16 protein-coding genes are annotated in these 24,322 nt (G+C 69.9%); 7 read left to right on the forward strand and 9 right to left on the reverse strand.

From position 1 onward, the window contains the following. Positions 1–46: 46 nt before the first annotated feature. From ACI3KY_RS14660 to ACI3KY_RS14675, 4 genes are all read right to left on the reverse strand, one after another. Positions 47–484 (reverse strand): type II 3-dehydroquinate dehydratase, encoded by a 438-nt coding sequence (locus ACI3KY_RS14660; protein WP_404930892.1) that lies wholly within the window; start codon positions 482–484, stop codon positions 47–49. Positions 485–569: 85 nt separating this feature from the next. Further along, on the reverse strand, positions 570–1,847 hold the full coding sequence (locus tag ACI3KY_RS14665) for a TRAP transporter large permease (protein ID WP_404930893.1): 1,278 nt from the start codon (positions 1,845–1,847) through the stop codon (positions 570–572). Between the two features lie 2 nt (positions 1,848–1,849). Continuing rightward, positions 1,850–2,506: a TRAP transporter small permease gene (locus ACI3KY_RS14670; RefSeq protein WP_404930894.1), complete on the reverse strand. Its 657-nt coding sequence runs from the start codon at positions 2,504–2,506 to the stop codon at positions 1,850–1,852. Between the two features lie 230 nt (positions 2,507–2,736). Beyond that, positions 2,737–5,430: a PQQ-binding-like beta-propeller repeat protein gene (locus ACI3KY_RS14675; RefSeq protein ID WP_404930895.1), complete on the reverse strand. Its 2,694-nt coding sequence runs from the start codon at positions 5,428–5,430 to the stop codon at positions 2,737–2,739. Between the two features lie 308 nt (positions 5,431–5,738). On the opposite strand from ACI3KY_RS14675, the gene ACI3KY_RS14680 reads away from it, so the two are divergent. The 3 genes from ACI3KY_RS14680 to ACI3KY_RS14690 are packed head-to-tail and all read left to right on the forward strand — an operon-like array spanning position 5,739 to position 9,843. Continuing rightward, the gene (locus ACI3KY_RS14680; RefSeq protein WP_404930896.1) at positions 5,739–7,187 is read left to right on the forward strand and encodes an aldehyde dehydrogenase family protein; all 1,449 of its coding nucleotides are present in this window, start codon (positions 5,739–5,741) and stop codon (positions 7,185–7,187) included. Continuing rightward, a complete protein-coding gene (locus tag ACI3KY_RS14685; RefSeq protein ID WP_404930897.1) occupies positions 7,184–8,083 on the forward strand; it encodes a citryl-CoA lyase in 900 nt (299 codons plus the stop codon). Before ACI3KY_RS14680 ends, ACI3KY_RS14685 begins: the two co-directional genes overlap by 4 nt. Further along, complete coding sequence (locus tag ACI3KY_RS14690; protein ID WP_404930898.1) at positions 8,080–9,843, forward strand: thiamine pyrophosphate-binding protein; 1,764 nt, start codon at positions 8,080–8,082, stop codon at positions 9,841–9,843. Before ACI3KY_RS14685 ends, ACI3KY_RS14690 begins: the two co-directional genes overlap by 4 nt. Before the next feature lie 35 nt (positions 9,844–9,878). On the opposite strand, the gene ACI3KY_RS14695 is transcribed toward ACI3KY_RS14690, so the two are convergent. Further along, positions 9,879–10,565 carry a DUF998 domain-containing protein gene (locus ACI3KY_RS14695; RefSeq protein ID WP_404930899.1) on the reverse strand — a complete coding sequence of 229 codons (687 nt, stop codon included), beginning with the start codon at positions 10,563–10,565 and terminating at the stop codon, positions 9,879–9,881. A gap of 195 nt (positions 10,566–10,760) precedes the next feature. On the opposite strand from ACI3KY_RS14695, the gene ACI3KY_RS14700 reads away from it, so the two are divergent. Further along, a complete protein-coding gene (locus ACI3KY_RS14700) occupies positions 10,761–11,582 on the forward strand; it encodes an isocitrate lyase/phosphoenolpyruvate mutase family protein (protein WP_404930900.1) in 822 nt (273 codons plus the stop codon). A gap of 22 nt (positions 11,583–11,604) precedes the next feature. Here the strand turns inward: ACI3KY_RS14700 and ACI3KY_RS14705 are convergent, their stop codons facing one another. The 3 genes from ACI3KY_RS14705 to ACI3KY_RS14715 form a co-directional block, all read right to left on the reverse strand. After that, positions 11,605–13,293 carry an MDR family MFS transporter gene (locus ACI3KY_RS14705; protein ID WP_404930901.1) on the reverse strand — a complete coding sequence of 563 codons (1,689 nt, stop codon included), beginning with the start codon at positions 13,291–13,293 and terminating at the stop codon, positions 11,605–11,607. After that, on the reverse strand, positions 13,290–13,940 hold the full coding sequence (locus ACI3KY_RS14710) for a TetR/AcrR family transcriptional regulator (protein ID WP_404930902.1): 651 nt from the start codon (positions 13,938–13,940) through the stop codon (positions 13,290–13,292). The genes ACI3KY_RS14705 and ACI3KY_RS14710 overlap by 4 nt, the downstream gene beginning before the upstream one ends. 123 nt (positions 13,941–14,063) lie before the next feature. Next, positions 14,064–15,167, reverse strand: a complete 1,104-nt coding sequence (locus ACI3KY_RS14715) for a substrate-binding domain-containing protein (protein WP_404930903.1) — start codon at positions 15,165–15,167, stop codon at positions 14,064–14,066. Between the two features lie 230 nt (positions 15,168–15,397). On the opposite strand from ACI3KY_RS14715, the gene ACI3KY_RS14720 reads away from it, so the two are divergent. Further along, positions 15,398–20,806, forward strand: coding sequence for a chitinase N-terminal domain-containing protein (locus tag ACI3KY_RS14720; protein WP_404930904.1), 5,409 nt, complete (start codon positions 15,398–15,400; stop codon positions 20,804–20,806). A 507-nt stretch (positions 20,807–21,313) separates the two neighbouring features. Here the strand turns inward: ACI3KY_RS14720 and ACI3KY_RS14725 are convergent. Then, positions 21,314–22,726, reverse strand: coding sequence for a PLP-dependent aminotransferase family protein (locus ACI3KY_RS14725; RefSeq protein ID WP_404930905.1), 1,413 nt, complete (start codon positions 22,724–22,726; stop codon positions 21,314–21,316). On the opposite strand from ACI3KY_RS14725, the gene ACI3KY_RS14730 reads away from it, so the two are divergent. Next, positions 22,725–23,648 (forward strand): DMT family transporter, encoded by a 924-nt coding sequence (locus tag ACI3KY_RS14730; protein WP_404930906.1) that lies wholly within the window; start codon positions 22,725–22,727, stop codon positions 23,646–23,648. The genes ACI3KY_RS14725 and ACI3KY_RS14730 overlap by 2 nt on opposite strands. Next, positions 23,648–24,259: an FMN-binding negative transcriptional regulator gene (locus ACI3KY_RS14735; RefSeq protein WP_404930907.1), complete on the forward strand. Its 612-nt coding sequence runs from the start codon at positions 23,648–23,650 to the stop codon at positions 24,257–24,259. Before ACI3KY_RS14730 ends, ACI3KY_RS14735 begins: the two co-directional genes overlap by 1 nt. Positions 24,260–24,322: the final 63 nt, after the last annotated feature.

The raw sequence follows: 24,322 nt of genomic DNA on the forward strand, positions 1-24,322 counted from the left end.
GACCCTCGGCGGGCCGGATCCGCCGGTCCGCCGCCCGGTCGGGAGGTCAGCCGGTCAGCCGGTCCGCGGCGCGGATGGCCAGCTCGTAGCCGTACACGCCCGCGCCCGCGATCACGGTGCGGGCGACCGTCGAGATGATCGAGTCCCGATGGAGGGCGTCCCGGGCGTGGATGTTCGTGATGTGCACCTCGACCACGGGTGTGGACAGCATGTGCAGTGCGTCCAGCAGCGGCACCGAGCCGAAGCTGAACCCTGCGGGGTTGATCACGACCGTCGCGTGCCGGCGGAACGCCTCGTGCACCCATTCGACGAGCTCGTGCTCCGCGTTGGACTGCGCGAAGAAGAGCTCGAACCCGACCTCGCCGGCGACCCGCTCGCAGTCGGCGCGCACGTCGTCGAGGCTCGCGGTCCCGTAGAGCTCCGGTTCGCGCACGCCGAGCATGTTGAGGTTCGGGCCGTTGAGCACGAAGAGCTTCCTCGTCATGGATGACTCCTTTCTCGCCCGTGCCGTTCCCCCGATGTCCCCGCGCCGCCGGCGCGGGGACATCGGGGGAACGGCACGGGCGCTTCTACAGACCGAGCAGCGTCGGCAGGAACGTGACGACGACGGGGAACAGCGTCAGCAGCAGCAGGACCGTGCCCAGCGGGATCAGGAACGGCAGGATGCCGCGGAACAGCTCTCCCATCGGTCGGCGCGTGATCGAGCCGACGACGAACAGCACGGCCCCGACCGGTGGTGTCAGCGATCCGATCATCAGGTTGAGGATCATCAGCACGCCCAGCTGCACCGGGTCGATCCCGAACTGGGCGACGATCGGCATGAGGATCGGCACGAGCACCAGGATGACCGGCGGGGCCTCGAGCGGGATGCCGAGCAGGATCAGGAGCACGTTCAGCATCAGCAGGAAGACGATCGGGTTGTCCGTGAATCCCGTGAGCCACTCACCGAGCGCGCGCGACACCTGCTCGCGGGCGAGCACCTGGCCCATGAGGTTCGAGGCCCCGAGGATCAGGAGGATGCCGCCGGCGATCACGACCGTCTCCTTCGCCGACTTCCAGAACACCCGCCACGTCAGCGTGCGGTAGATCGCCCCGAGGATGAGCATGTACACCGCCGCGATGCCGGCGCTCTCGGTCGCGGTGAAGAGTCCGCTGAAGATGCCGCCGAGGATGATCACGGGCAGCAGGGCGGGGCCGATGACGCGCACGGCCGCCTTGCCCAGCATCCCGCCGTTGAACGGTCGGCCGACCGCGACGTCGGGGTGCCGGCGCACCCAGAAGAAGATGTACAGCGCGAGACCGGCCGCCATCAGCAGCGCCGGGATGATCGATCCCGCGAACAGGGCGCCGGTCGAGATCGATGCCGTCGCCGCGAACAGCACCGCCGGGATGCTCGGCGGCATGACCGTGCTCATCAGCGAACCGGACGCCGTCAGGCCGGCGGAGAAGCCGTAGGGGTAGCCGGCCTTGAGCATCTGGGGGATCTGCACCTTGCTCGTCGAGGCGGCATCCGCCAGCGCCGAACCGCTGATCCACGAGAAGCCGATTGCGGTGCCGAGGTTGACGTAGGCGAGGTTGCCGGGAAGTCGCGGAAGCAGCGCCCGGGCCAGGTCGTAGAGGCGCGTGGCGATGCCGAGGTTGTTGGCGATCGTGCCGACGAAGATGAACAACGGCACCGCCAGCAGCGGGAAGCTGTTGATGCCGTTGACGATCGAGGAGATCGCGTACCCCGCCGACAGATTGTGGCTGTAGAAGTAGAGCATGCTCGACGCGATCATCGCGAAGGCGACGGGCACCCGCAGCAGCAGGAAGACGACGAACAGCAGGATGTAGAGCCAGAGGTCCACGCTCAGCCCTCCATCTCACCGATGTCGAGCTTGCGCTCGGGACGGTTCGCGTAGGGGATCTTGAACGACGAGTGGATCGCGGCCGACACGAAGCCGACGAGCGCGAAGATGTACAGGACGCCGACGGGCACGTGCATGGCGGCGCTGAGCCGGCCCCACTCGGTCTCGATCTTCACCCACGCCTCGTAGGCGAGGGCGAGGCTCGTGGCGACCATGATGACGGCGGAGATGACCCGCAGGGCGACGAAGAGCCGGGTGCCGGCGAGCATCTCGTCGAACATCTCGAGCACGATGTGCCCGTTGCGCCCGACGAGGTAGCCGGTCGTGATGAACGTCATCGCGATCATCGAGAGCAGCGCCAGCTCGCCGGCGCCCACCCAGCTGATGGTGGGGAAGTACCGGCCGAGCACCTGGTACATGACGCCGAAGATGATGCCGGCGAAGAGCGTGACGCCGATCGTGATCTCGATGCCCGAGAGGATGCGGATGAACACCGGGTCGGGCGGGACGCCCTGGTTGAGCTTGGGCGTCGTGTAGAACGTGTTCGTGTGCGGGTAGATCGACTCGCCCACCCCCGGCTCGTGCGCCGCGTCCGCTGCCGCCTCGGACTCGGTGCCGCGAACCTCCTCGGGTTCCGACCCGGGGTCCTTGTCGGTCATGGCGTCACCGCCACGGTCTCAGGATGCATTGCCAACCTCTCTGTCGGTGCCGGGCCCGGCGTGCGCGCACGCATCGCCGTCCCTGTGACTCTGGTCTGCGGGCGGGGGTGTGCAAAGAAGAGTTTCGCCGAATGGGACACCGGCCGCACGCGCCGATCCGCACCGTCGCACACGCGCCGATCCGCCCCCGTCGCACGCGACGGAGGCGGATCGGTGTCGGGCGGGAACGGCTACTTGACGACAGGCACCGTCGCCGTCGAGGAGAGCTGCTCCTGCACCCCCGCGGGGTTGAGGACGTTGATCCTCAGGGTCAGCGCCGCCTCTCCGGCCGGCACGTTGTTGTCGACGTCGTCGGCGTCGAACTGGACGATGACGCGGTTCTTGTTCGCCGTCACCTTCGACGCGACGATCGGGGCCGACGACAGCGGCGTGACGAGCACGGCGCCGCTGTCATATGTGTACCCGGCCGGCAATTCGAAGTGCGCCGAGACCTTGCCGTCCACGCCGGTGAACAGCCCCGTCTCGGAGCCGAGCTGCAGCGTGCCCGGTGTGAACTTCAGCGCGCCCGGCTGATCCTGCGGCACGAGGTACACCTCGATCTTCCCGGTCGGCCGCGGATCGGTGCAGTCGTTGAAGAAGTACTCACCGGCACGGTCGAACGTGTGCTGGTAGGTCTCTCCGGGCTGCAGCTTGACGTTGAACTCGCCCTCGAAGAACTGCGTCGCGCAGTGCGCCTTCGTGTTCGGGAAGTTCGGGAACGTCTCGGCTCCCGGGTTGCGGAACGTCACCGTCGTGCCCACCGGCACCCGCAGGTGCGTCGGCTGCATGCCGTTCTGCGACACGCTGTCGCGGGAGGCGGCCGTGTCGGCCGTGCGGCTCGACCGTGCGAGCAGCACGGTGTTGCCGACCGTCGAGCCTTCGACAGCGGCACCGCCCACCGGGCGACGGATCGTCAGGGGCGCCGTCGCCGGCCCCTCCTGGCTGCCGGACTCGGTCGTGTAGTCTCCGCCGAGTTTGAACGACCACAGCGAGTCGCCCTGGGTCACGGACCCGCCGTACGGGTTCGTCGATCCGGCTGCGATCACGGCGACGTACTGCTCGCCGTCGACCTCGTAGGTGACCGGCGCCCCCGAGATGCCGGAGCCCGTCTGGAACTCCCACAGCACGTCCCCCGTGGCCGCGTCCATCGCCAGCACCCGGCCGTCGATCTGGCCGACGAACAGCAGATCGGATGCCGTGGTCAGGGGTCCCTGGCCGTGCGACATGTCAGTGCCCAGGTGGTTGCGCCACGCGACCTCGCCGGTCGACGCGTCGTATGCCAGGATGCCGCCCGTCTGGTACTGACCGATGGCGCGCAGGCCGTTGGCGGCTGCGCCGTCATAGTGTGCGACCGGGTTCGTGCCGTACGGGAAGTACACCAGGTTCGTGCTCTGGCTGTACGAGTTGTTCGACCAGTCGCCGCCGCCGTTCTGGCTCGTCGTCGACAGGATCGGCGCCTCGAACTGCGGGTCGTACAGGCATCCCTCGCGGTGGCCCGACGAGCCCGCCGGGTAGGTGAGGAACGGCTCGTCGACCGAGACGTAGCTGTCCGGGCTGAACACGAGGTTGCCCTCGGCATCCGCCTGGTAGCCGTTGTAGTTCGGCACGCCGCGCCAGGGGTTCCCCGGGATGTTGTCGGCGCCGAGCTTCTCCCAGACGACGCAGTCCGGCAGGAGCCGGGTCTCGGGCATGGGCTGGGTCGCCGTGTTGTGCTGGCGGGAGTCCGTGATCACGGGCTGCTCGGTCACGGGGAGCACGGGCTTGCCGTCGGTCCGGTCGATCACGAACTGGTGGCCCGACTTGCTGCCGTAGAAGGCGACCTTGCGCTCCTCGCCGTCGACCGTGATGTCGGCAAGTGTGGGCGGATGCACGTTGTCCATGTCCCACACGTCGTGGTGGATGGACTGGTAGTGCCACTTGAACGCGCCGGTCCTGGCGTCGACGGCCACCATCGTGTCGGAGAACAGGTTGTCACCCGGCCGCCCGGAGGCGTTCTGTGACGACGTGCAGCTGCGCGCGTTGCCGAAGGTCATGATGTACGTGCCGAGTTCGGTGTCGACGGCGCCGTGCATCCACGAGGTCGCACCTCCCTCTTCCGCGCAGTCCGTGCCGTCGGCCTGCACCGGCCCCCACGTCGCCGACGCGTCGAACGTCACGCCGTCCAGCCCGGTGAACAGCTCGCCGCGCTTCGGGCCGCCGAAGAAGTGCCAGAGGTAGTGCCCGTCGCTCGCGTCCAGCGCGACGACCGCGCCGCGGTCGCCGTCCGCCGCGTGCGCGTAGACGATCCCGTCGTAGTACACGGTCGCAACCTTCCCGACGCGGCCGAGGTCCTCGCCGTTCGCTCCGGTGGGCTGCACCGCCCAGACCTCGGCGCCCGTCGCCTGGTCGAGGGCGACCACGCGGTTGCCGCCGGCCAGCGTGAAGATCTTGCCGTCCCCCGCCGAGACCCCCCGGCGAGTGGTCGACGTTCCGTAGGCGGGCTTGTCCCACTTCCAGATGGCGTCTCCCGTGACGCCGTCGACGGCGATGACGCCACCGCTCGGCGTGTCCACGTAGATGACGCCGTCGACGACGATCGGCGTGGTCTGCTGTCCGACGTTGGCCGACGCGGGCGCGACGGCCGAGAGGTGCGTGCGCCAGGTCGGGGCCAGCTCGTCGAGGTTCTCGGCCGTGATCTGCGTCAGACCCGAGTAGTGCTGGTTGCCGAGATTGCCGCCGACCGTGGGCATGTCGGCGCCGGTCGGCTCGAGCCCGCTGAGTCCAGCCGGTGGCACCGGATCTGCGGGTCTGGTCATTCCGTAGGCGGGTGAGGCGGCGATGGCGAGCACGGCCACCAGCGCGCCGATTCCCGCCGTTCCCAACCTCATGGTCAGTCGTTTGCGCATCCCTTGCTCCTTGATCGTCTTCGATCCGGCGACGCGGGGACCTGCCCGCGCGTCGCCGCTGTGGGGAATGCCGTCCGGGCCGTCGACCCTGGGGGGATCGGCCACTCCGGCCGGCGCTCGGACGCTAACCCCCGGTCACCGAGGCGGCAACCTCGCGACCCATCGAGTGGTACAGCGGCTACTGCGCCGAGCGACCCAGGCCGCAGGGATCCCTTCCCTTTCTGCCCAGTGGGACACGCTTTGTCGTCGGCGGCGGCGCCTGCATAGCATGCGGCCGTCGGCACCAATGCCCCATGGACGGAGTTGTCATGGCTGCTTCAGCATCCAAATCCCTGTCGCCCGAGCAGCAGCAGGAGCTCGATGAGGTGTTCGCCCGGGCGCGCGCCGCGCTGGCGGTCATCGAGACCTATGACCAGGCGCGCGTCGACCGGCTGATCCGCGCGGTCGCCTGGGCGGTGGCCAATCGCTCGTCGTTCCACCGTCTGGTCGAGATGGGCATCGAGGAGTCCGGGCTCGGCGACTTCGACAGCCGCATGAACAAGCGGATGAAGATCCGCGGCGTCCTCCGCGACGCGCTGCGCAGCCCCTCGGTCGGCATCATCGAGGAGGATGCCGAGAAGGGGCTCGTCAAGTACGGCAAGCCCGTCGGGGTGATCGGCTGCGTCGTCCCGACGACGAACCCCGATCTCACGCCCGCCGGCAACGCCATCTACGCGATCAAGGCGCGCGATGTCGTGGTGTTCTCGCCGCACCCGCGTTCGAAGCACACCACGTTCGAGACCGTCCGGCTGATGCGCGAGGCGCTCGAAGCGGAGGGCGCTCCCGCCGACATCCTGCAGTGCATCGAGCTGCCGAGCCTGGCCGCATCCCAGGAGATCATGCAGCGCGCCGATCTGGTGATCGCCACCGGCGGCCAGGGGCTGGTGCGCGCCGCCTACAGCTCCGGAACGCCGGCCTACGGCGTCGGCGCGGGCAACGCCACCGAGTTCGTCGACGAGACCGCGGATCTTCGCGAGACCGCGCGCAACTGCGCCCTGTCCAAGACGTCGGACTTCGGTTCGGGGTGCTCGGCGGACGGCAACGTGCTCGTGCCCGCCGCCCGATATCGCGAGATGCTCGAGGCGCTCCAGGCCGAGGGCGGCTACCTGGCGACCGCCGACCAGCGCGCCGCCCTGCGGGCCGTCATGTGGGATGCCGAGGGGCATCGGCTGCCCCACACGGTCGCCGTCTCACCGCAGAAGCTCGCGCGCGCCGCCGGCTTCGACATCCCCGCCGACAGCCGGTTCATCGTCGTCGAGGGCGACGGCATCGCCGAGGACCGGCAGTTCTGCAAGGAGAAGCTCACCACCCTGATGGCGGTCCACGCCTACGAGGGCGGTTTCGAAGACGGCGTCGAACTGGCCAAGAGGCTCTACGACATCGGCGGCAAGGGCCACTCCTGCGGCATCGCGTCGACCGACGACGCGCACATCGACTACTTCGCTCGGCACATGCCGGTCTCGCGGATCATGGTGCGCCAGCCGAACTCGAAGGCGAACGCCGGATCGTTCACGAACGGGATGCCGATGACGTCGTCGATGGGATGCGGCACGTGGGGCGGCAACATCACGTCCGAGAACGTCTCGCTGCGCCACTACCTGAACACGACGTGGGTCTCGCGCACGATCGCGGAGGACCGGCCGTCGGACGAGGAGCTGTTCGGCGACTTCTACGACGCCGCGCTGGAATCCGCCGACACGGCGGCGGCGGCGCGGTGAGCGCCGTCGACGGCCGCGGGCTCGCGAGCGGGCCGGGCGACGAGCCGTCGGCCGAGCAGCTCGTCGACGAGGCGCGGCGATGGTGGCAGACCGACATCATCGACATCCGTCCCGGCGAGATCGCGCTGCGCGGGTATCCGATCGAGCAGCTCGTCGGCAACGTCGGCTTCGTCGACACGATCTGGCTGATGCTGCGCGGCGAGCTTCCCTCGCGAGCGCAGGCGGCGCTGCTGGAGTCCGCCCTCGTGGCTTCCGTCGACCACGGGCCGCAGGCGCCGTCGATCGCGATCGCCCGGATGGCGACGACGTGCGGTGCACCGGTCAACGGTGCGATGGCGTCGGCGATCAACGTGCTCGACGACATCCACGGCGGCCCGGGGGAGCAGTGCATGGAGCTGTACCTGGAGGTCGACGCGGAGCTCGCCCAGGGGCAGGGGCTCGAGGACGCGGTCCGTGTCGTCCTGCAGCGACGGCGGGACGCGGGCGTCACCTACATCCCGGGCTTCGGCCACCGGTTCCATCCGCTCGACCCGCGCACCCCGCGTCTGCTGTCCCTGGTGGACGCCGCAGCGGTGGACGGCACGGTGAGCGGGCGGTTCGCGACGATCGGGCGCGCCGTCGAGGCCGCCATCAGCGCGGGAAAGCCGCGGACCGTCCCGATGAACGTCGATGGAGTGACCGCGGTGATCTACTGCGAGCTCGGCTTCACCCCCGCGCTCGGGCGCGGCGTGTTCATCCTCGCCCGCTCGGTCGGCATCCTGGCGCACGCGAGCGAGCAGATGGTGCAGGGCGGTCGCATCAAGGGCCCGCTGCCCAAGTCCATCGGATACACCTACACGGGGCCGGCGCGCCGGCAGGTCCCGGTCGACGGCGACGAAAGAAGGAGCACCTCATGAGGGACCTGGTCTCGAACCAGATCGTTCGCTACCTGGAAGCACGTGAGGTGGAGCATGTCTTCGGCCTCTGCGGTCACACGAACATCGCGCTGCTCGCGGCGCTCGAGAAGAGCGAACGCATCTCGTTCGTCAACGTGCGGCACGAGCAGATCGCCGCCCACGCGGCGGACGGCTACGCGCGGGCCGCCCGACGGACCGGTGTCGTCCTCACCCATCTGGGTCCCGGCCTGACGAACGCCACCACCGGCGTCGCGAACGCCGCGCTCGACTCGATCCCGATGGTCGTCATCGCGGGCGACATCCCGACCCACTACTTCGGCAAGCACCCGCACCAGGAGATCAACCTCCACGCGGATGCCGCGCAGTACGAGATCTACCGGCCCTTCGTCAAGCGCGCGTGGCGCGTCGACCAGCCGCACCTGATCGCCGAGGTGCTCGACAAGGCGTTCACGCTGGCGGAGAGCGGGCGTCCCGGTCCCGTCCTCGTCGACGTGCCGATGGACGTGTTCTCGGCCGAGATCGACGTCGCCCTGTTCGACCGGGTGATCGGCAACACTCGCGCGCTCGTGAAGCCGGGCCTCGACGAGGCCGTCGCCGAACGGATCGTGCAGAACCTGCTGGACGCCGAGCGGCCGGTGCTCTACGTCGGCGGCGGCATCGTGGCCGCCGGTGCGGCGCCCGAGCTCGCCGAGTTCGCCGAGCTGCTCTCGCTCCCCGTCGCCCACAGCCTGATGGGCAAGGGGGCGGTGCCCGACGACAGCCCGCTGGTGCTCGGCATGACCGGGTTCTGGGGGACCGCCTTCACGAATGAGACCACGCGGACGGCGGACTGGATCCTCGCGCTCGGAACGCGGTTCGCGGAGGCGGACTCGAGCTCCTGGTACACCGAGTACACCTTCGACATCCCGGGGACCAGGCTCATGCAGATCGACGTCGACCCCGCCGAGCTGGGCCGCAACTACCCGCTCGAGATCGGCGCGCTCGCCGACCTCAAGTCCGCGCTCGCCGCGCTGCTGCGCGTGGCTCGCCGGTTGGCTCCCGACGGCGTGGGGCGCACGGAGCTGCTCTCGCAGATCGCGGCGAACCGCGCGACGCTGAAGCTCCAGAACGCGCCGGCGCAGGCATCCGATGCGTGGCCGATGCGGCCCGAGCGGATCCTGTCGGAGACGAGGGAGGTGCTGCCCGCGGACGCGATCATCACCACGGATGTCGGCTGGAACAAGAACGGTGTGGGGCAGCAGTTCGACATCCTCACGCCCGGCAGCTTCCTCACGCCGGGCGGCTTCGCGACGATGGGCTTCGGCGGCCCTGCCGCCGTGGGCGCCAAGATCGCCTGCCCCGACCGCGTGGTGGTGTCGCTGGTGGGCGACGGCGGCTTCGGCCAGAACCCTGCGGTGCTCGCGACGGCGCGGGAGCAGGGTGTTCCCGTCGTCTGGGTCGTGATGAACAACAACGCGTTCGGCACGATTGCGGGCCTCGAGAAGGCCGCCTTCGACACGACCTACGGCACGGTGTTCGGCAGCGCCGACGACCCGATGTACACCGACTTCGCCGCGATCGCCGAGGCCTACGGGGTCACCGGCATCAAGGTCGAGTCGGCGGCGGAGTTCAAGCCCGCGCTCGAGCGCGCGATCGCGCTCGGCGGCCCGGTGGTGATCGACGTCTCGATGGTGAACGTGCCGACCCCCACCACGGGCCACTGGAACATCCTCGACATCTACTCGCCCGGCGAGACGGTGGAGCACGTGGCCATCCCCTGACGGCGGGCGGTCGCACGTCAGACCATGGTCGCGCGTCAGACGGTCGCCGCGCGCTGCGCGCGCACCGGGTGCGGCGACCACCCGTACACGTGCGCCGAGGCGAGCGCCAGCCACAGCAGTCCGGCCAGGACGGAGAGCCAGAGCAGCAGCACGCCCAGCGGGATCATCGCGAAGGCCGCGCCGCCGAAGAACCCGATCACCACGACCGCGCCCAGCCCGATGGCGAGGGAGGCCCGGCCGCGCTCGCCGATGCTGCGGCACCACCCGGCGTAGGCGAACGCGGCGACCGCCAGGGCGAGGAATCCGATCGCGCCGAACACCAGATGAAGGATGCCGCTGGTCGAGGCGACACCGCCCTCGGAGCCGGGCGGGAAGCCGGGGACCGGGTCGGGCGGGAAGATGGCACTCAGGATCAGGCACGCTCCGTAGACGTCCAGCAGCACGGCGGTCGCGAGCCCGCGACCGTTGCGGATGGCGCGCTGGAAGCCGAGCGCCGCCGCGAGCACCATGAGGCCGGTGAGGATGAGGTTCGCCCGCTGCATCCATCCCCACTCGCCGAGCATCAGCAGTGACAGGGCGTGCTCGCTGAGCCGGAATCCGGGACGCGTCAGGGCCAGCGTGAGCCCGACCAGGATGTAGAACGGACCCGCGACGACGCCCCAGCCGAGAAGGCTGCGCGTCACCGCCGCCCGACGGTCGAAGCCGGTGGTCTGTGTGGACATGAGATGCTCCTTCTCTTGCACTCGCCAGTGCAATATTGCACTCACGGGTACAATAGAGCGAGCGCGTCACGTCGCGCAAGACCCTGAGCCGGCGCGGTGGTCTCGCGGCCCTGTCGCGGCGGGGAACCACTGGTACCGTGCGTAGACGGGGCGAGGCTGCCCCGCCTTTCCGCACATCCGACGGCAGGAGACGCCATGGCCGACGACCTCAGGTTCACGAGCCGAGCGACCGAGCTTCTCGTCCTGCACGCCGGCCCCGGCTTCGTGATCCCGAACGCGTGGGATGCCGGGTCCGCCCGGATCCTCGAACAGGTCGGCTTCCCTGCGATCGCGACCACGAGCGCGGGCATCGCGTGGGCATGCGGCGTCCCCGATGGGAATGCGCTGGACCCCGACACGATGTTCGAGCGCGTGGCCGAGATCGTGGCGGCGGTCGGCGTGCCCGTCAGCGCCGATCTGGAAGCGGGCTACGGCGACTCGCCGGCCGCCGTCGGCCGCACGGTCGCGCGGGCGGTGGCGCTGGGCATCGCCGGAGCGAACATCGAGGATGCGCAGGACGGCCGGCTCTTCGGCATCGACGACGCGGTGGAGCGTCTGGTCGCCGCGCGCGCTGCCGCGCCGACGGGCACCTTCGTGCTGAACGCCCGCACCGACACCTACTTCGGCGGCGTGGCCGGTGACCCGTTCGACGAGACCGTCGAGCGTGCTCGCCGCTACGTCGAGGCCGGCGCCGACTGCATCTTCGTGCCCGGCGTGAACGACGAGGAGACGATCCGGCGACTGGCGGACGTCATCCCCGCACCCCTCAACATCGTCGCCGGGCTGGCCGCCAACGTCATCCCGGTGCACACGCTGTTCGGGCTCGGCGTCTCACGGGTGAGCGTGGGCGGTGGTCTGGCGCGCGCCGCGCTCAGCCTCGTCGAGCGCGCCGGACGCGAGCTCAAGGAATCCGGCACGCTGGGCTTCCTCGACGGCGCTCTCGGCTACGCCGAGATGCAGCGCCGCTTCGGCGCCTGACCCGCCTCCTCGGCCCCCGCGGCTAGCTTCCGGCGCGGTCGCGCTGACGGGATCGCCGCGGCGCGCGAGCCGGGCTCCCGGCGTCGCCGTGCTCGGCCGCGCGCTGCTCGGCCTCCAGCCGCTCGGCCTCCTCGCCGCCGATCGCCTCGCCGCGGGCCACGAGTCCCGCGACATCCGAGAGGGGGATCTGCTTGAGGAACAGCGCCAGGATGAACGCCACGGCGATGAAGGGCACGAGATACCAGAACACCGGAGCCAGGGCATCGGCATACGCATCGACGACCCCCGTCTTCACGGCGTCCGGGAGCGTGCTCAGCACCGACGGGTCGATGGTCGAGGTCGCCTCGCCGGCCTGTTCGGGGCTGGCTCCGGCATCCGTGAACACCTTCGTCAGGTTCTCGGTGAGACGCGTCGTGAACAGGGTGCCGAAGACGGCGGTGCCGAGCGCGGCGCCGACCTCGCGGAAGTAGTTGTTCGTCGACGTGGCGGTGCCCAGGTCGGACGCCGGCACCGCGTTCTGCACGACGAGCACGACCACCTGCATGATGCAGCCCAGGCCGACGCCGAACAGGAACAGGTACGTGCAGATCAGCCAGATGGGGGTCGAGGCGTTGAGCGTCGTCATCAGCACCATGGCGATCCCGACGATGATCGTGCCCACGATCGGGAAGATCTTGTACTTGCCCGTCTTGGTGATCAAGAGGCCCGAGGCGATCGACGTGCCCATCACGCCGACCATCATCGGGAGCATGAGAAGACCGGATGCCGCGGCTGAGGTGCCCGACGACATCTGCAGGAACGTCGGCACGAAGCCGAGGGCGGCGAACATCCCGATGCCGATCGCCATGCCGATCGCCGTCGCGTTGATGAAGATCGGGTTGCGGAACATCGAAAGCGGCATGATGGGATCGGCCGCGCGGGACTCGGTGAAGATGAACAGCCCGGCGGACGCGACGAGACCGGCGCCCCACGCCCAGGTCGCGCTCGAGTCCCAGCCGAAGTCGGCCGACCCGCCGAAGTCGGTGAAGAAGATCAAGCACGTGGTCGCCGCCGTGAGGAACAGCACGCCGAGCCAGTCGATGGGCTTCTCGGCCCGCTTGTTGGGGAGCTTCAGTGCGAACACGGCGATGAAGAACGCCACGATGCCGACGGGGATGTTGATGTAGAACGCCCACTGCCAGGTGAGGTGATCGACGAAGAAGCCGCCTAGGAGCGGGCCGGCGACGGCCGCGAGCCCGAAGATGCCGCCGAGCGGGCCGAGGTACTTGCCGCGCTGGTCGGCCGGCACGATGTCGGCGATGATCGCCTGCGACAGGATCATCAGCCCGCCGCCGCCGAGCCCCTGGATCGCGCGGAAGACCACGAACATCCAGAAGTCGGTCGCGAAGGCGCAGCCCACCGACGCGAGCGTGAAGATCGCGATCGCGACCATGAACAGACGCCGCCGGCCGAGCACGTCGCCGAACTTGCCGTAGATCGGCATCACGATGGTCGTCGCGAGGATGTAGGCGGTCGTGATCCAGACCTGGTGCGAGACGCCGCCCAGTTCGCCGACGATGGTCGGCATGGCGGTCGAGACGATCGTCTGATCGAGGCTCGACAGCAGCATCCCCGCGATCAGGGCGGAGAAGATGATCCAGATGCGCCGCTGCGTGAGCAGGAGGGGCGCGTCACCGTCGGGTCTGACGGTGGGGACGGTGGCGGTGGTCATTCGGGGGATCCCATCAATGCGTTCTGTGTGGCGAAGAGTGCGCGTGCCGCGGCGACGCGCCGCTCGAAGATGTCGATGAAGGTGTCGTCGCTGCCCGGCACGAGGAATTCGCCGGCCGCGGAGCGGACGAGGGCGCCGACGACCTGGGCGGCCACCTGCGCGCGGAGGTCGCCCGACGGCAGGTTCTCCCGCTGCTCGATCAGCCGTGCGTCGAACTTCTCGCTCTCGGCGCCGAGTTCGAGCATCCGCGCGAGCAGGCGGGGTTCCTTCTCGACAGCGCGGAACAGGTCGTGCACGGTGTCGGGGGCGATGTCGAGGGCGCGCCAGCGCTCCTCCGCGAGGAGCGCGAGCTCGGTCAGCAGGTTCGGTGAGAGCGCCGGCCCGTCGGAACCGCGGGCGAGGAAGCGGGCGACGGCCGCGGCATCCGATCGTTCCAGAGGGATGCCGAGCACGGCGTCGTCCTTGGAGGCGAAGTAGTTGAAGAAGGTGCGCCGCGATACGTCCGCTTCGGCGCACAGCTCCTCGACGGTGAAGCCGGCGAGGCCGTGCTGGGCGGTGAAGCGCCGAGCGGCGCGGATGAGCGCACGCGTCGTCTCGGCTCGCCGACGCTCACGGAGCCCATCTGCACTATCTGTCACAGCATGCATTTTTGCACTGCCGCCCCAAACGTGCAAATTCGGTGGTTGGAGCGCGCGCCGAGCCACCCCCAGTGGGGCAGGTGACGGATGCCGCGGCCGCGGCATCCGTCGGCCGCACCGACTCGCCGGGCGTCAGGGTGCGGCGCGCAGCGTCGAGTCGCGGGGCAGCAACTCGGGCAGCAGGTGCACACGCTGCACCGGGCGGCGGCCACCCTCGCTCAGTCGCGCGACCATCGTCTCCACGGCGAGCCGCCCCACGTGCTGCTTGGGCGGGCGCAGGGCCGTGATCGGGGGCTCGGCGCTCTCGGCGACCTCGTCGTCGTAGGCGATGATGGCGAGGTCGGCCGGGATCGACCAGCCGTGGTCGCGGGCGTACTGCTCCAGCAGCACCGCCTGCGGGTCGTTGTGGATCAGCAGCGCGGTGGTGGAGGTCTCGCGGCAGCGCTCGAGCAGGTCCGCGATGAGCGCCTCGCGCGCGACGCCGTCGAGCGCGTCGAGCGTCGCATCGACGTCGACGAGGCACTCCAGGCCGAGGTCCGCCACTGCGCGGTCCCAGCCTCGGCGCAGCTGCCACGACGTGGGGGAGCCGGCGGAGGTCAGGATGCCGACCCGGCGGTGTCCGAGCGAGGCCAGATGGTCGGCGGCCAAGGAGCCGCCGAAGACGTGGTCGGTGGTGACCCACTCCAGCTTCGTCAGGGCGACGGCGGAGGGCACCCGGCGCTCGGCCAGCACGACGGGGATCGGCAGCGCTTCGAGCCAGTGCAGCAGCGCCCGGCCGTCGGCCCCGAGCGTCTCGGGCGCCACGATGAGTCCGTGGAGGCTGCCCGATTCGACGAGTGACGAGATCTGGCGGCGCTGGTCGTCGACCGAGTAGCTCGCACCCCGCAGGATGAGCTGGACCCCGAGGTCGGTGGCTGCCGCGCGCGCGCCGATCATGATGTGGGGCCAGTAGTAACTGAGGGACGGCACCACCATGCCGACGCGGAACCGGATGGGCGCTCCCGCCGACGCCGGCACCGTGGTGTCGAGCCGGCTGCGCAGCGTCGCGCCGCCGTGGACCCGCGTCACGAGTCCGCGGTCGGCGAGATGGCCGATGTCGCGGCGGATCGTGAGCTCCGACACGCGCAGCTCGCGGGCGAGATCGGCGACGCGCACCGACCCGGTTCGGCGCAGCTCGTCCAGGATGTGCTCGCGGCGGGACAGGCCGAAGGCGGGCGGGTCGAGAGGCGGCTCCATGATCGCCTCAGCGTACAACTGTGATCGAATCGGTTCAAGGATGAACGAGTCTGTTCGATTGACTTCCGGCATCCGTCTCTCTCGATGGAGGATCTCGCTGCGGGCACGCGGTCGTGCCCCTTTCGTGCGTCGCAGCCGGCCCGGTCTCGCGAACACGTGAGAGAGCCCAGGAAACGGAGACTGCGATGTCGCAGGCAGGGACACCTCGTCCGAAGGACGTTCAGAAGCCCATGCGCAGGGTCAGGATCGCGGTGGCGGCGGCGGTCACCGCCGCGGTGATCGCAGCGCCCCTCGCCGTGCCCACCATGGCGCAGGCGGCGGTGACCGACCCGGTGGTCGTGAACGTCACCGGCGCCGATGTCGCGGCGGCCGCGCTGAACAAGAACGGACTGACGTTCAAGGGCTTCGGTGTGCTGTCGGCCAACTCGACCAGCGCGCTCCTCCTCGACTACAAGTCGCAGCATCCCGACAAGTACTGGGAGCTGATCGAGACGCTCTTCGGGGGCGATCACCCGATCATGAACACGGTCAAGATCGAGATGGGCAACGACCGCAACACCTCGACGGGCCCCAACGCGTCGACGATGCGCACGCGCGACGAGTACCCCAACGTGCAGCGCGAGCCGGGCTTCCAGCTCGCCGCGGATGCACAGCTCGTCGCTCACGGCGACGTGCACCTCAGCCTTCTGCGGTGGACCCGCCCGGCGTGGGTTCAGAACGACGCCGACCAGTACATCTGGTTCAAGAACACCGTGCTGGCCGCGTACCGCGCCTACGGGGTCATGGTCGACTCCATCAACCCCGACACGAACGAGACCAGCAGCCCGAACATCCAGCTGTACAAGAACTTCTCCGCCTGGGTCGCGGCCGACACCGCGGGGTACCAGGGCGCCGACGCCTCCGACCCCAACAACGGCTTCGCCTCGGACGAGGAGAAGAACCTCTTCCACGCGATCCAGACCATCGCCGCCGACACGGTCGGCACGCCGCCGGTCTCGTTCGGCAACGCGATGACGTCGGCCACCGACTCCTCGCTTCGCGACGCGGTCGACGTCGTCGGATTCCACTACTCCAGCGCCGATGACAGCGCCGGCAACATGAAGAAGATCGCCGAGCAGCTCGACAAGGAGGTCTGGAACTCGGAGGGCCAGTCGACGTTCTCCAGCTCGGCCGACCGCCCCAACAACAACGTCAGCAACGAGCAGGGCGGCTTCGGCACCCAGTTCGGCGGCACCAACAGCGCGCTCGAGATGGGCAACTGGGTCACCACCGGTTTCGCCGCCTCGCGCCGGACGCTGAACATCTTCCAGCCCGCCATCGGGTCGTTCTACGACGGGTTCCAGTACTCGTCGAAGGAGCTCGTCAACGCCCGTGACCCGTGGTCGGGCTGGATGTACTACGACGGCGGCCTCGCGGTCATCGAGCAGTTCACCCAGTTCGCGAAGCTCGGGTGGGAGAACGCCGACAACACGGCCGGCATCTGGCGGGCCATCCCGCAGGCCTCGAAGAGCGAGCTCGGCACCGGCAACCCCCCGAGCGGCGCGCGCGCCGGCGGAGCGTCGTACACGACGCTGGCCGCCCCCGACGCCTCGGACTTCTCGACCGTCATCATCAACGACAGCACCTTCACGAAGACGTACCGCATCGTCGCGAAGGACCTGAACCTCGGCGCCGACCAGACGGCCGAGCTCTGGGAGACCCGGGCCGCCGACGCCGGGCAGGCGTACGACGCGAACTACCTCAAGCCGGTCGGCGAGCTCACGCCCGCCGCCGACGGTGCGTACACCGTCACGGTCAAGCCCTGGTCGGCGCTCACGGTCACGACCCTCGACCACGCGACGGCGGCAGCCGGTGGCGGGCTCACCGCCAAGGACGGCTACGGCAGCACGCTGCCGTCTTCGAAGGAGTACACGGATGCCGACGGCGGCCGTGATGTGCTCGACACCGACGCGAGCGGCAACGTCAACGGCGTGACCGACGACTCGTTCATCTACGCCGACGACTTCGACTACAGCGAAGAAGGCGCGATCAAGAGCTACGACCCGGAGAGCGGCGAGCTGGTCGATTCGGGCCAGTCGTACCTCGACAGCCGCGGCGCCGCGGCGAGGCCGGCAGGAACGCCCGCGGTGCAGAACGAGGACATCGGCGCGACGCCCCGCTACACGAACGACACCAACGGCGCGTTCGAATCCGTCGCGACCGCCGACTCGGCGCACGACCGTGTGCTGCGGCAGCAGGTCGGCCCCGGCATGGCAGGCGGAGCATGGAACGCCGGTGACCCGAAGACCACGATCGGCGACGCCCGGTGGACCAACTACACGGTCTCATCCGACGTGCTGTTCGAGGCGACCGGAGCGCAGTACGCGACCATCGGCGCGCGCGAGCAGGGCGGTACGGCGAACGGCCAGAGCGTCTCTGTCGCGGAGCTGAAGATCGATCCGACCGGCGCCTGGACGTTCCTGCGCTTCGGCGCGACGCTCTCGACGGGCACCGTGGCGAGCACCCCCGCCGCCGGCTTCAAGACCGGCGCGGGCGTGTGGAACAACATTGCGGTGAAGGTCGCCGGATCCGTGTACACCGCCTACGTCAACGGCGTGCAGGTGGCGACGTACACGGATGCCGCGCCGCAGGCCGCCGGTCGCATCCAGCTGGGCTCGAGCTTCAACTTCGTCCAGTTCGACAACCTGAAGATCGAGACCGTGCCCGGCTACACGCCGTACTACGCGACGATCATCGACGGCATGCACCAGACCAGCTGGGCGGATCGATCCGTGCCCGTCCTGAAGTTCGACGCGAGCTGGAGTCACGCGAACGGCCAGGGCATGTTCGAGTGGCAGCGCACCGCCTCCAAGAGCACGGCCAAGGGCGCCGCGATGACGTACGCGTTCACCGGCACCGGCCTCGACATCATCGGCACCAACAGCGGCGCCACCACGCTCGACGTGAGCGTGGACGGCGTCCCGATCGTGGCGGCCGCCCCAACCTTCGCGGCCGGCAGCGAGCGGACGACGTTCATCCTGCGAGGGCTGAGGGATGCCGCCCACACGGTCGTCATCAAGACCGCCAACGACGCCTCGATCAACGTCGACGCGGTGGGTGTGATCACGGCCACCGCGGACTCCGCCGCGGTGGACACCACCGCGCTCGCCGCCGCCATCGACGCGGTGAAGGGTCTGGACGAGAGCGAGTACAGCGCCGAGACATGGGCGGTGTTCGCGGCGGTGCTCGCCGATGCGACCTCCGCGGTCGCCGACGCCGGCGCCTACGGCCTGGACGCCGAGGGTGCCGCGGCGCTCGCCGCGCGGGTCACGGTCGCGGCCGACGGCCTGACGCCCAAGGACGTCAGCGCAGACGTGATCAACCTCGGCGTGGTGTCCATCACGTCGACCGATCGCACGCTGCCGGCGAAGCTCACCCTCGGGGGTGTCGACGCCAAGGTCACCTGGAGTCTCAGCTCCGTCGCCGCCGCGAAGACCACGGCGGAGCTCGGCACGTTCGCCGCTGCCGGCCGTTCGACCGAGAAGCTCTCGTCCGGTGTGTACCAGCGCTTCAGCGCCACGGTCCTCGTCGTGCCGGCCGACCTCGAGTACTTCATCGACTCGGGCTCGTCGGGTGCGGCGGAGGGATCGGCCTACGCCGCGGCCGCAGCATCCTTCCCGGACCTGCGCAACGACACGAGCGACCAGAAGTGGGACGGGACGACGGCCGGCGAGACGTGGGGCTACTCCACGGCGGCCACGACGCTGGCCGCCGGCAACCCGCAGGACTGGGGCTCGTCGTACGTCGGCGCCGACTTCAACAAGCCGATCACCTATCACCTCACGCTGCCCGCAGGCACGTACAGCATCGTCGGCGTGCAGGCGCCGCGTGCAGGTCTCACGACGAACGTGTACTCCAAGGTGAAGGTGGCGGGCACCGAGACCACCAAGTCCGCGGTGTCGACGGGTGCGGCCACGCCGGTCGCGCAGACGCTCACGATCGATGCCGACGCCGTGGTGGATCTCGAGTTCGGCACGACGGGCACGAGCGGCTACAACGCCCGCCTCGCGCTGGTCTACGTGCAGAGCCTTCCGCGCGACCTCGGGGTGCAGGCTGCCCTGGGCGTGGACGACGACCTGCCCGAGACGGTCGTCGTCGCGGGCAGCGAGCGGGCCGTGGAGTGGGATGCCGCATCCGCCGCGCAGCCGCGCAGCGAGTACGCGAAGCTCACGGTGACCGGTCGCCTGCCCGACACCGACCAGGCTGTCGTCGCGGGCTTCGAGATCGTTCCTCCGGCGCTGGTGTACTACATCGACGCGGGAACGAGCGGTGCGCCGTCGCCGCAGTACACGGCGGTCGCCGGCTCGGTGACGCTGCGCAACGACAAGGTCGACCAGGTCTCCACGGCCGCCGACCAGTGGGGCTACGTCGCCGACGGCATGAAGACGAAGGGCACCACCGACATCAACGACAAGTACTCGACGGGTCTCTACCAGGACACGACGAAGCTCGTCTACCGGCTGCCGCTCGACGCGGGCACGTACACCCTCACCGGTGGGTTCACCGAGTGGTGGGGCGTGAACCGTGCGATGTACCAGACGGTGTCGGTCGGGGGAACCGAGCTCGCCAAGGGCACGGTGCCGCTGTCGGGCTCGAACACGCCGATCGCCGCTCCGCTCACCTTCACGCTCACCGCCCCGGCCACCGTCGACTACCTGGTGACGAACGAGGGCGCCGGCAGCGAGAAGCCGGTCATCTCATGGCTCGCGGTCGCCGACCAGACGCTGCCGGGCGCACCGCAGAACCCGACCGCGGCCCTGGCGGGCGACACCTCGATCACGGTCTCGTGGGATGCCTCGGCCCTCACCGGCCCCGGATTCACCGGGTATCGCGTCTATGAGGCCGGCGCCGCCGATCCGGTGTGCGAGACGAGCAGCACGACCTGCACCGTCAAGGCGCTGGAGCTCGGCACCACCCACGCGTACGAGGTCGCGGGAGTGAACGAGATCGGCGAGGGCGAGCGGTCGGCGGCGACGGCATCCGTCACCCTTCCCGAGGTCGCGTCGGACGACGGCGCGAAGACGGCTCCGGCCAAGGGCGTGCTCTCGTCGAACGACGGCTGGGACACCGGCCTGAAGGACGGCACGTTCCAGGTCACGATGAACCTGTGGTGGGGTGAGAACGGCTCGCTGTTCAAGCTCTACCGCGATGGCGAGCTCGTCGCCAAGGTGCCGCTGACGATGATGACGCCCGGGGCGCAGCGTGCCGTCGTCGACGTCGAGGGCCTGCCGAACGGCACGTACGTCTTCACCGGCCAGCTGGTGAACTCGAAGGGAACCACCGCGACGCAGCCGCTCACCGTGAAGGTGACAGACGCCGCGCCGGCCAAGCCCGTGCTGTCGGCCGAGAACAAGGACGGCGACGGCAAGTACACCGTCACCGCCGATCTGTGGTGGGGCACGAACGCCACCTCGTACCGGTTCCTCGAGAACGGCGTGGAGGTCGGGGCCGGTGCGCTGACCGCCGCCTCGCCCGGTGCGCAGCGTGCGACGCTGCCGGTCACCGGCAAGGCCAAGGGCACCTACACCTACACGGTGGAGTTCACGAACGCCGCCGGCACGACGGTGAGCGCGCCGCTCAAGGTGACCGTCTCGAAGTAGCGAAGGGCGACGAAACGCGCCCCGGGTCTCTGCAGAGGCTCGGGGCGCGTTTCGTCTCGCTCGTTCCTCGCTCGCTCAACGACCGGGACCTTGACCTCGCTCGCTCGACGACCGGGGGCCTTGACCTCCGGTCGTTGAGCGACGCAGGACCCGCGACCGGGGCCTTGACCTCCGGTCGTTGAGCGAGGGAGCGCCAGCGACCGAGACGAAACGCCTCGGGCCGACGAGCAAGGCCGTGTGCGGCGCGTTTCGTCTCGCTCGTTCCTTGCTCGCTCAACGACCGGGACCTTGACCTCGCTCGCTCGACGACCGGGGGCCTTGACGTCCGGTCGTTGAGCGACGCAGGACCCGCGACCGGGACCTTGACCTCCGGTCGTTGAGCGAGGGAGCGCCAGCGACCGAGACGAAACGCCTCGGACCGACGAGTAAGGCCGTGTGCGGCACGTTTCGTCTCGCTCGTTCCTCGCTCGCTCAACGACCGCTCGGACCGACCTACGGCGCCGGGGATCAGCCGGCGACCCGGTCGAGCACCTCTCCGAGGATCCGCGCCGCCTCCGGGAATCGCGCCGGATCGTCGCTCGAGTAGTTCAGGCGCACGTACGGTCCGGACGGCTCGGCGGGGAACCACTCGTCTCCCGCGGCGATGATGAGCCCTCGCGCCTCGGCTTCGCGCACGACGAGTGCGGCATCCGTGCCGTCCGGCAGCCGTGCCCAGAGGTTGAGGCCGCCCTTCGGCGTCGTCTCGATATGCGCTGTCGGGGCATGCTCGTGCACGCTGTCGCGCAGCAGGTCGCGCCGTGCCCTCAGCTGAGGACGCAGGCTCTTCAGATGTGTCCGCCACGCGGGCTGCGTGACGACGTCGAGCGCTGCGGCCTGCAGCAGTCCGCTGACGTACATCGACTCGGCGGCGCGATCAGTGAGGATCCGCTCGCGCGCCGGCCCGCGGGCGATGACGGCTGCCACGCGCAGCGCCGGCGAGACGCTCTTGGTCAGCGAGCGCAGGTAGATGACGTGGCCGTCGTCATCGTGAGCGGCGATGGGACGGGGATCGGCGTCGATCGCGAGATCGTGCGCCCAGTCGTCCTCCACGAGGAAGGCGCCTCGCCGGCGGACGACCGCGAGGACGGCGTCGGCGGTCTCCGCCGTCCACTGCCCTCCGGTCGGGTTGGCGAACGTCGGCTGCGCGTAGAACGCGCGGGCGCCGGTGCGCTCCAGCGCCCGGTCCACCTCGTCGGGGTCGGGGCCGTGAGCGCCGGACGGGACGGGAACCAGGGTGACGCCCGCCTGCTCGGCCGCGAGCATGGCGCCCCAGTACGTGGGCGACTCGATGAGGAGGGGCTGCCCGGGCCCGACGACCGCGCGGAAGATCGACGACAGGCCGCTCTGGCTGCCCGAGATCACCAGCACGTCCCGGGCGGCGGGCGGGGTGACACCCGACGGAGCATGTGCAGCGAGCTCGTGCGCGAACCACTCCTGCAGCTCCGGCATGCCGGTCACCGGGGAGCGGGTGATCGCCGCGCTCGAGCGCGCCGCCCGGGAGATCGCGGCGCGCACCGCACGCTCCGGCAGGAGATCGGATGCCGGGTAGCCCGAGTGCAGCCCGATGGCATCGGGCGCCACCGACCGCTGGGTGGAGGAGAGCGCCGACAGCCGTGCCGGGGGCGCGCCGAGCGCCCCGGCCTGCCAGCCGTAGTCGGCCGGCCCGGTCGCTCGCACGGCCCGCTTGAACGTGCCGATGCCGGGCCGGCTCTCGACGAGCCCGGCGTCGATGAGGGTGCGCATGGCCTTCTGCACGGTGACCGGACTCGCCGAGTACTCGGCGACCAGCGCGCGGTTGGACGGCAGTCGCGCGCCCGGCGGAGCGGCGGCGATCCACGCGCGGAGGCCGACCGCAATGCGGGTGGTGCTATCCTGACTCATGACAGAACAGAGTAGCGCTACTCTCCCGATTGCGCCGGTGCTACACCGGTTCGCCGGCCTGGGATGGGGACTCCTCGGCATCGTCGCGTTCTCGTTCACGCTGCCGTTCACCCGCGTCGCGGTCGGCGGTCTGTCGCCGCTCTTCATCGGAGCGGGCCGCGCCGTGGTCGCTGCCGCGCTCGCGGCCCTCGCGCTCTCGCTCACCCGTCAGCACTTCCCGAACGCCGTGCAGTGGGCGCGCCTGGCCGTCGTCGCGGCCGGGGTCGTCGTGGGCTTCCCGCTCCTCACCTCGTACGCCCTGCTGTCGGTGCCGGCCAACCATGCCGTCGTCGTGATCGGCCTCCTCCCCGCCGCGACCGCGGTGATGGCGGTGCTGCGGGGCAGGGAGCGCCCGGCCGTGTCGTTCTGGGTGTTCGCAAGCCTCGGCGCCGTCGCGGCGATGGCCTTCGCATCGCTGCAGAACGGCGGACTCGGAGAGCTCCGCGAGGCGGACCTGCTGCTGTTCCTCGCGGTGCTGCTCTGCGCCATGGGGTACGCGGAGGGCGGACTGCTCGCCCGCGAGCTCGGCGCGTGGCAGACGGTGTCGTGGGCGCTCGTGCTGGCGGCGCCGCTGATGATCCTCGCGACGATCGCGGCCGTCATCCAGCAGCCGCCCGCTGCCACGCCGGTCGAGTGGGCGGCTTTCGCCTACCTTGCGGTGGTCAGCATGTTCCTGGGCTTCTTCGCCTGGTATCGCGGCCTTGCGATCGGCCCCATCGCGCAGGTCAGCCAGGTGCAGCTCATCCAGCCCGTGCTCGGCATCCTGTGGTCCGCCCTCTTCCTGCACGAGCGCATCGGTCTTCCGACGCTCCTCGGCGGGCTCGCCGTCATCGCCTGCGCCGGTCTCGCCGTCCGCACCCGACCCACCCGAAAGGAACGCTGATGCGCCACACGCCGCGCTATCTCATGACCGACCCCGAGCAGGTCAAGGAGCTCATCCGCCGCCACCCGTGGGCCACGTTCGTCTCGCACACGGCAGACGGGCTGGTCGCCTCGCACTACCCGGTGCTCCTCGACGAGGAGGCCGACGACATCGTCCTGCTCAGCCATTTCGGCCGGCCCGACGACGAGCTGCACGAGCTCGGCAGCCACGAGATGCTCGTGATTGTGCAGGGGCCGCATGACTACGTCTCGCCGAGCTGGTACGCCCCCGGCGATCTCGTCCCGACCTGGAATCACGTCACGGCGCACCTGTACGGCACGCCGGAGATCCTCTCCGAGGAGGCGAACTACGCGATGCTCTCGCGCCTGACGGACCACTTCGAGGCGGGGCATCCTCACGCCCGCAGCCTCGGCGAGGACGAGGCGGGCACCCGTCGTATCGCGAAGGGCACCGTCGGCCTGCGCCTGCGCCTGCGCGTCACGCGGTTCGACGCCCGCGCCAAGCTCAGCCAGAACAAGCCTGCGGAGGTGCGCGAGAACATCACGGACCACCTCGCCGCCCACAACCCCGCGCTCGCGCAGGCGATGCGGGACGTGCCGCCGATGCGTTGATCGCGGCGCGTTTCGTCTCGCTCGTTCCTCGCTCGCTCAACGACCGGAACCTTGACCTCCGGT

The organism is Microbacterium sp. ZW T2_14 (assembly GCF_044987405.1).
Classification (GTDB): Bacteria; Actinomycetota; Actinomycetes; order Actinomycetales; family Microbacteriaceae; genus Microbacterium.

Coding starts and splice junctions, on each gene's coding strand:
- ACI3KY_RS14660 (WP_404930892.1), bottom strand. CDS start 484: ATGACGAGGAAGCTCTTCGTGCTCAACGGCCCGAACCTCAACATGCTC.
- ACI3KY_RS14670 (WP_404930894.1), bottom strand. CDS start 2,506: ATGACCGACAAGGACCCCGGGTCGGAACCCGAGGAGGTTCGCGGCACC.
- ACI3KY_RS14675 (WP_404930895.1), bottom strand. CDS start 5,430: ATGCGCAAACGACTGACCATGAGGTTGGGAACGGCGGGAATCGGCGCG.
- ACI3KY_RS14680 (WP_404930896.1), top strand. CDS start 5,739: ATGGCTGCTTCAGCATCCAAATCCCTGTCGCCCGAGCAGCAGCAGGAG.
- ACI3KY_RS14690 (WP_404930898.1), top strand. CDS start 8,080: ATGAGGGACCTGGTCTCGAACCAGATCGTTCGCTACCTGGAAGCACGT.
- ACI3KY_RS14695 (WP_404930899.1), bottom strand. CDS start 10,565: ATGTCCACACAGACCACCGGCTTCGACCGTCGGGCGGCGGTGACGCGC.
- ACI3KY_RS14700 (WP_404930900.1), top strand. CDS start 10,761: ATGGCCGACGACCTCAGGTTCACGAGCCGAGCGACCGAGCTTCTCGTC.
- ACI3KY_RS14705 (WP_404930901.1), bottom strand. CDS start 13,293: ATGACCACCGCCACCGTCCCCACCGTCAGACCCGACGGTGACGCGCCC.
- ACI3KY_RS14710 (WP_404930902.1), bottom strand. CDS start 13,940: ATGCATGCTGTGACAGATAGTGCAGATGGGCTCCGTGAGCGTCGGCGA.
- ACI3KY_RS14715 (WP_404930903.1), bottom strand. CDS start 15,167: ATGGAGCCGCCTCTCGACCCGCCCGCCTTCGGCCTGTCCCGCCGCGAG.
- ACI3KY_RS14720 (WP_404930904.1), top strand. CDS start 15,398: ATGCGCAGGGTCAGGATCGCGGTGGCGGCGGCGGTCACCGCCGCGGTG.
- ACI3KY_RS14730 (WP_404930906.1), top strand. CDS start 22,725: ATGACAGAACAGAGTAGCGCTACTCTCCCGATTGCGCCGGTGCTACAC.
- ACI3KY_RS14725 (WP_404930905.1), bottom strand. CDS start 22,726: ATGAGTCAGGATAGCACCACCCGCATTGCGGTCGGCCTCCGCGCGTGG.
- ACI3KY_RS14735 (WP_404930907.1), top strand. CDS start 23,648: ATGCGCCACACGCCGCGCTATCTCATGACCGACCCCGAGCAGGTCAAG.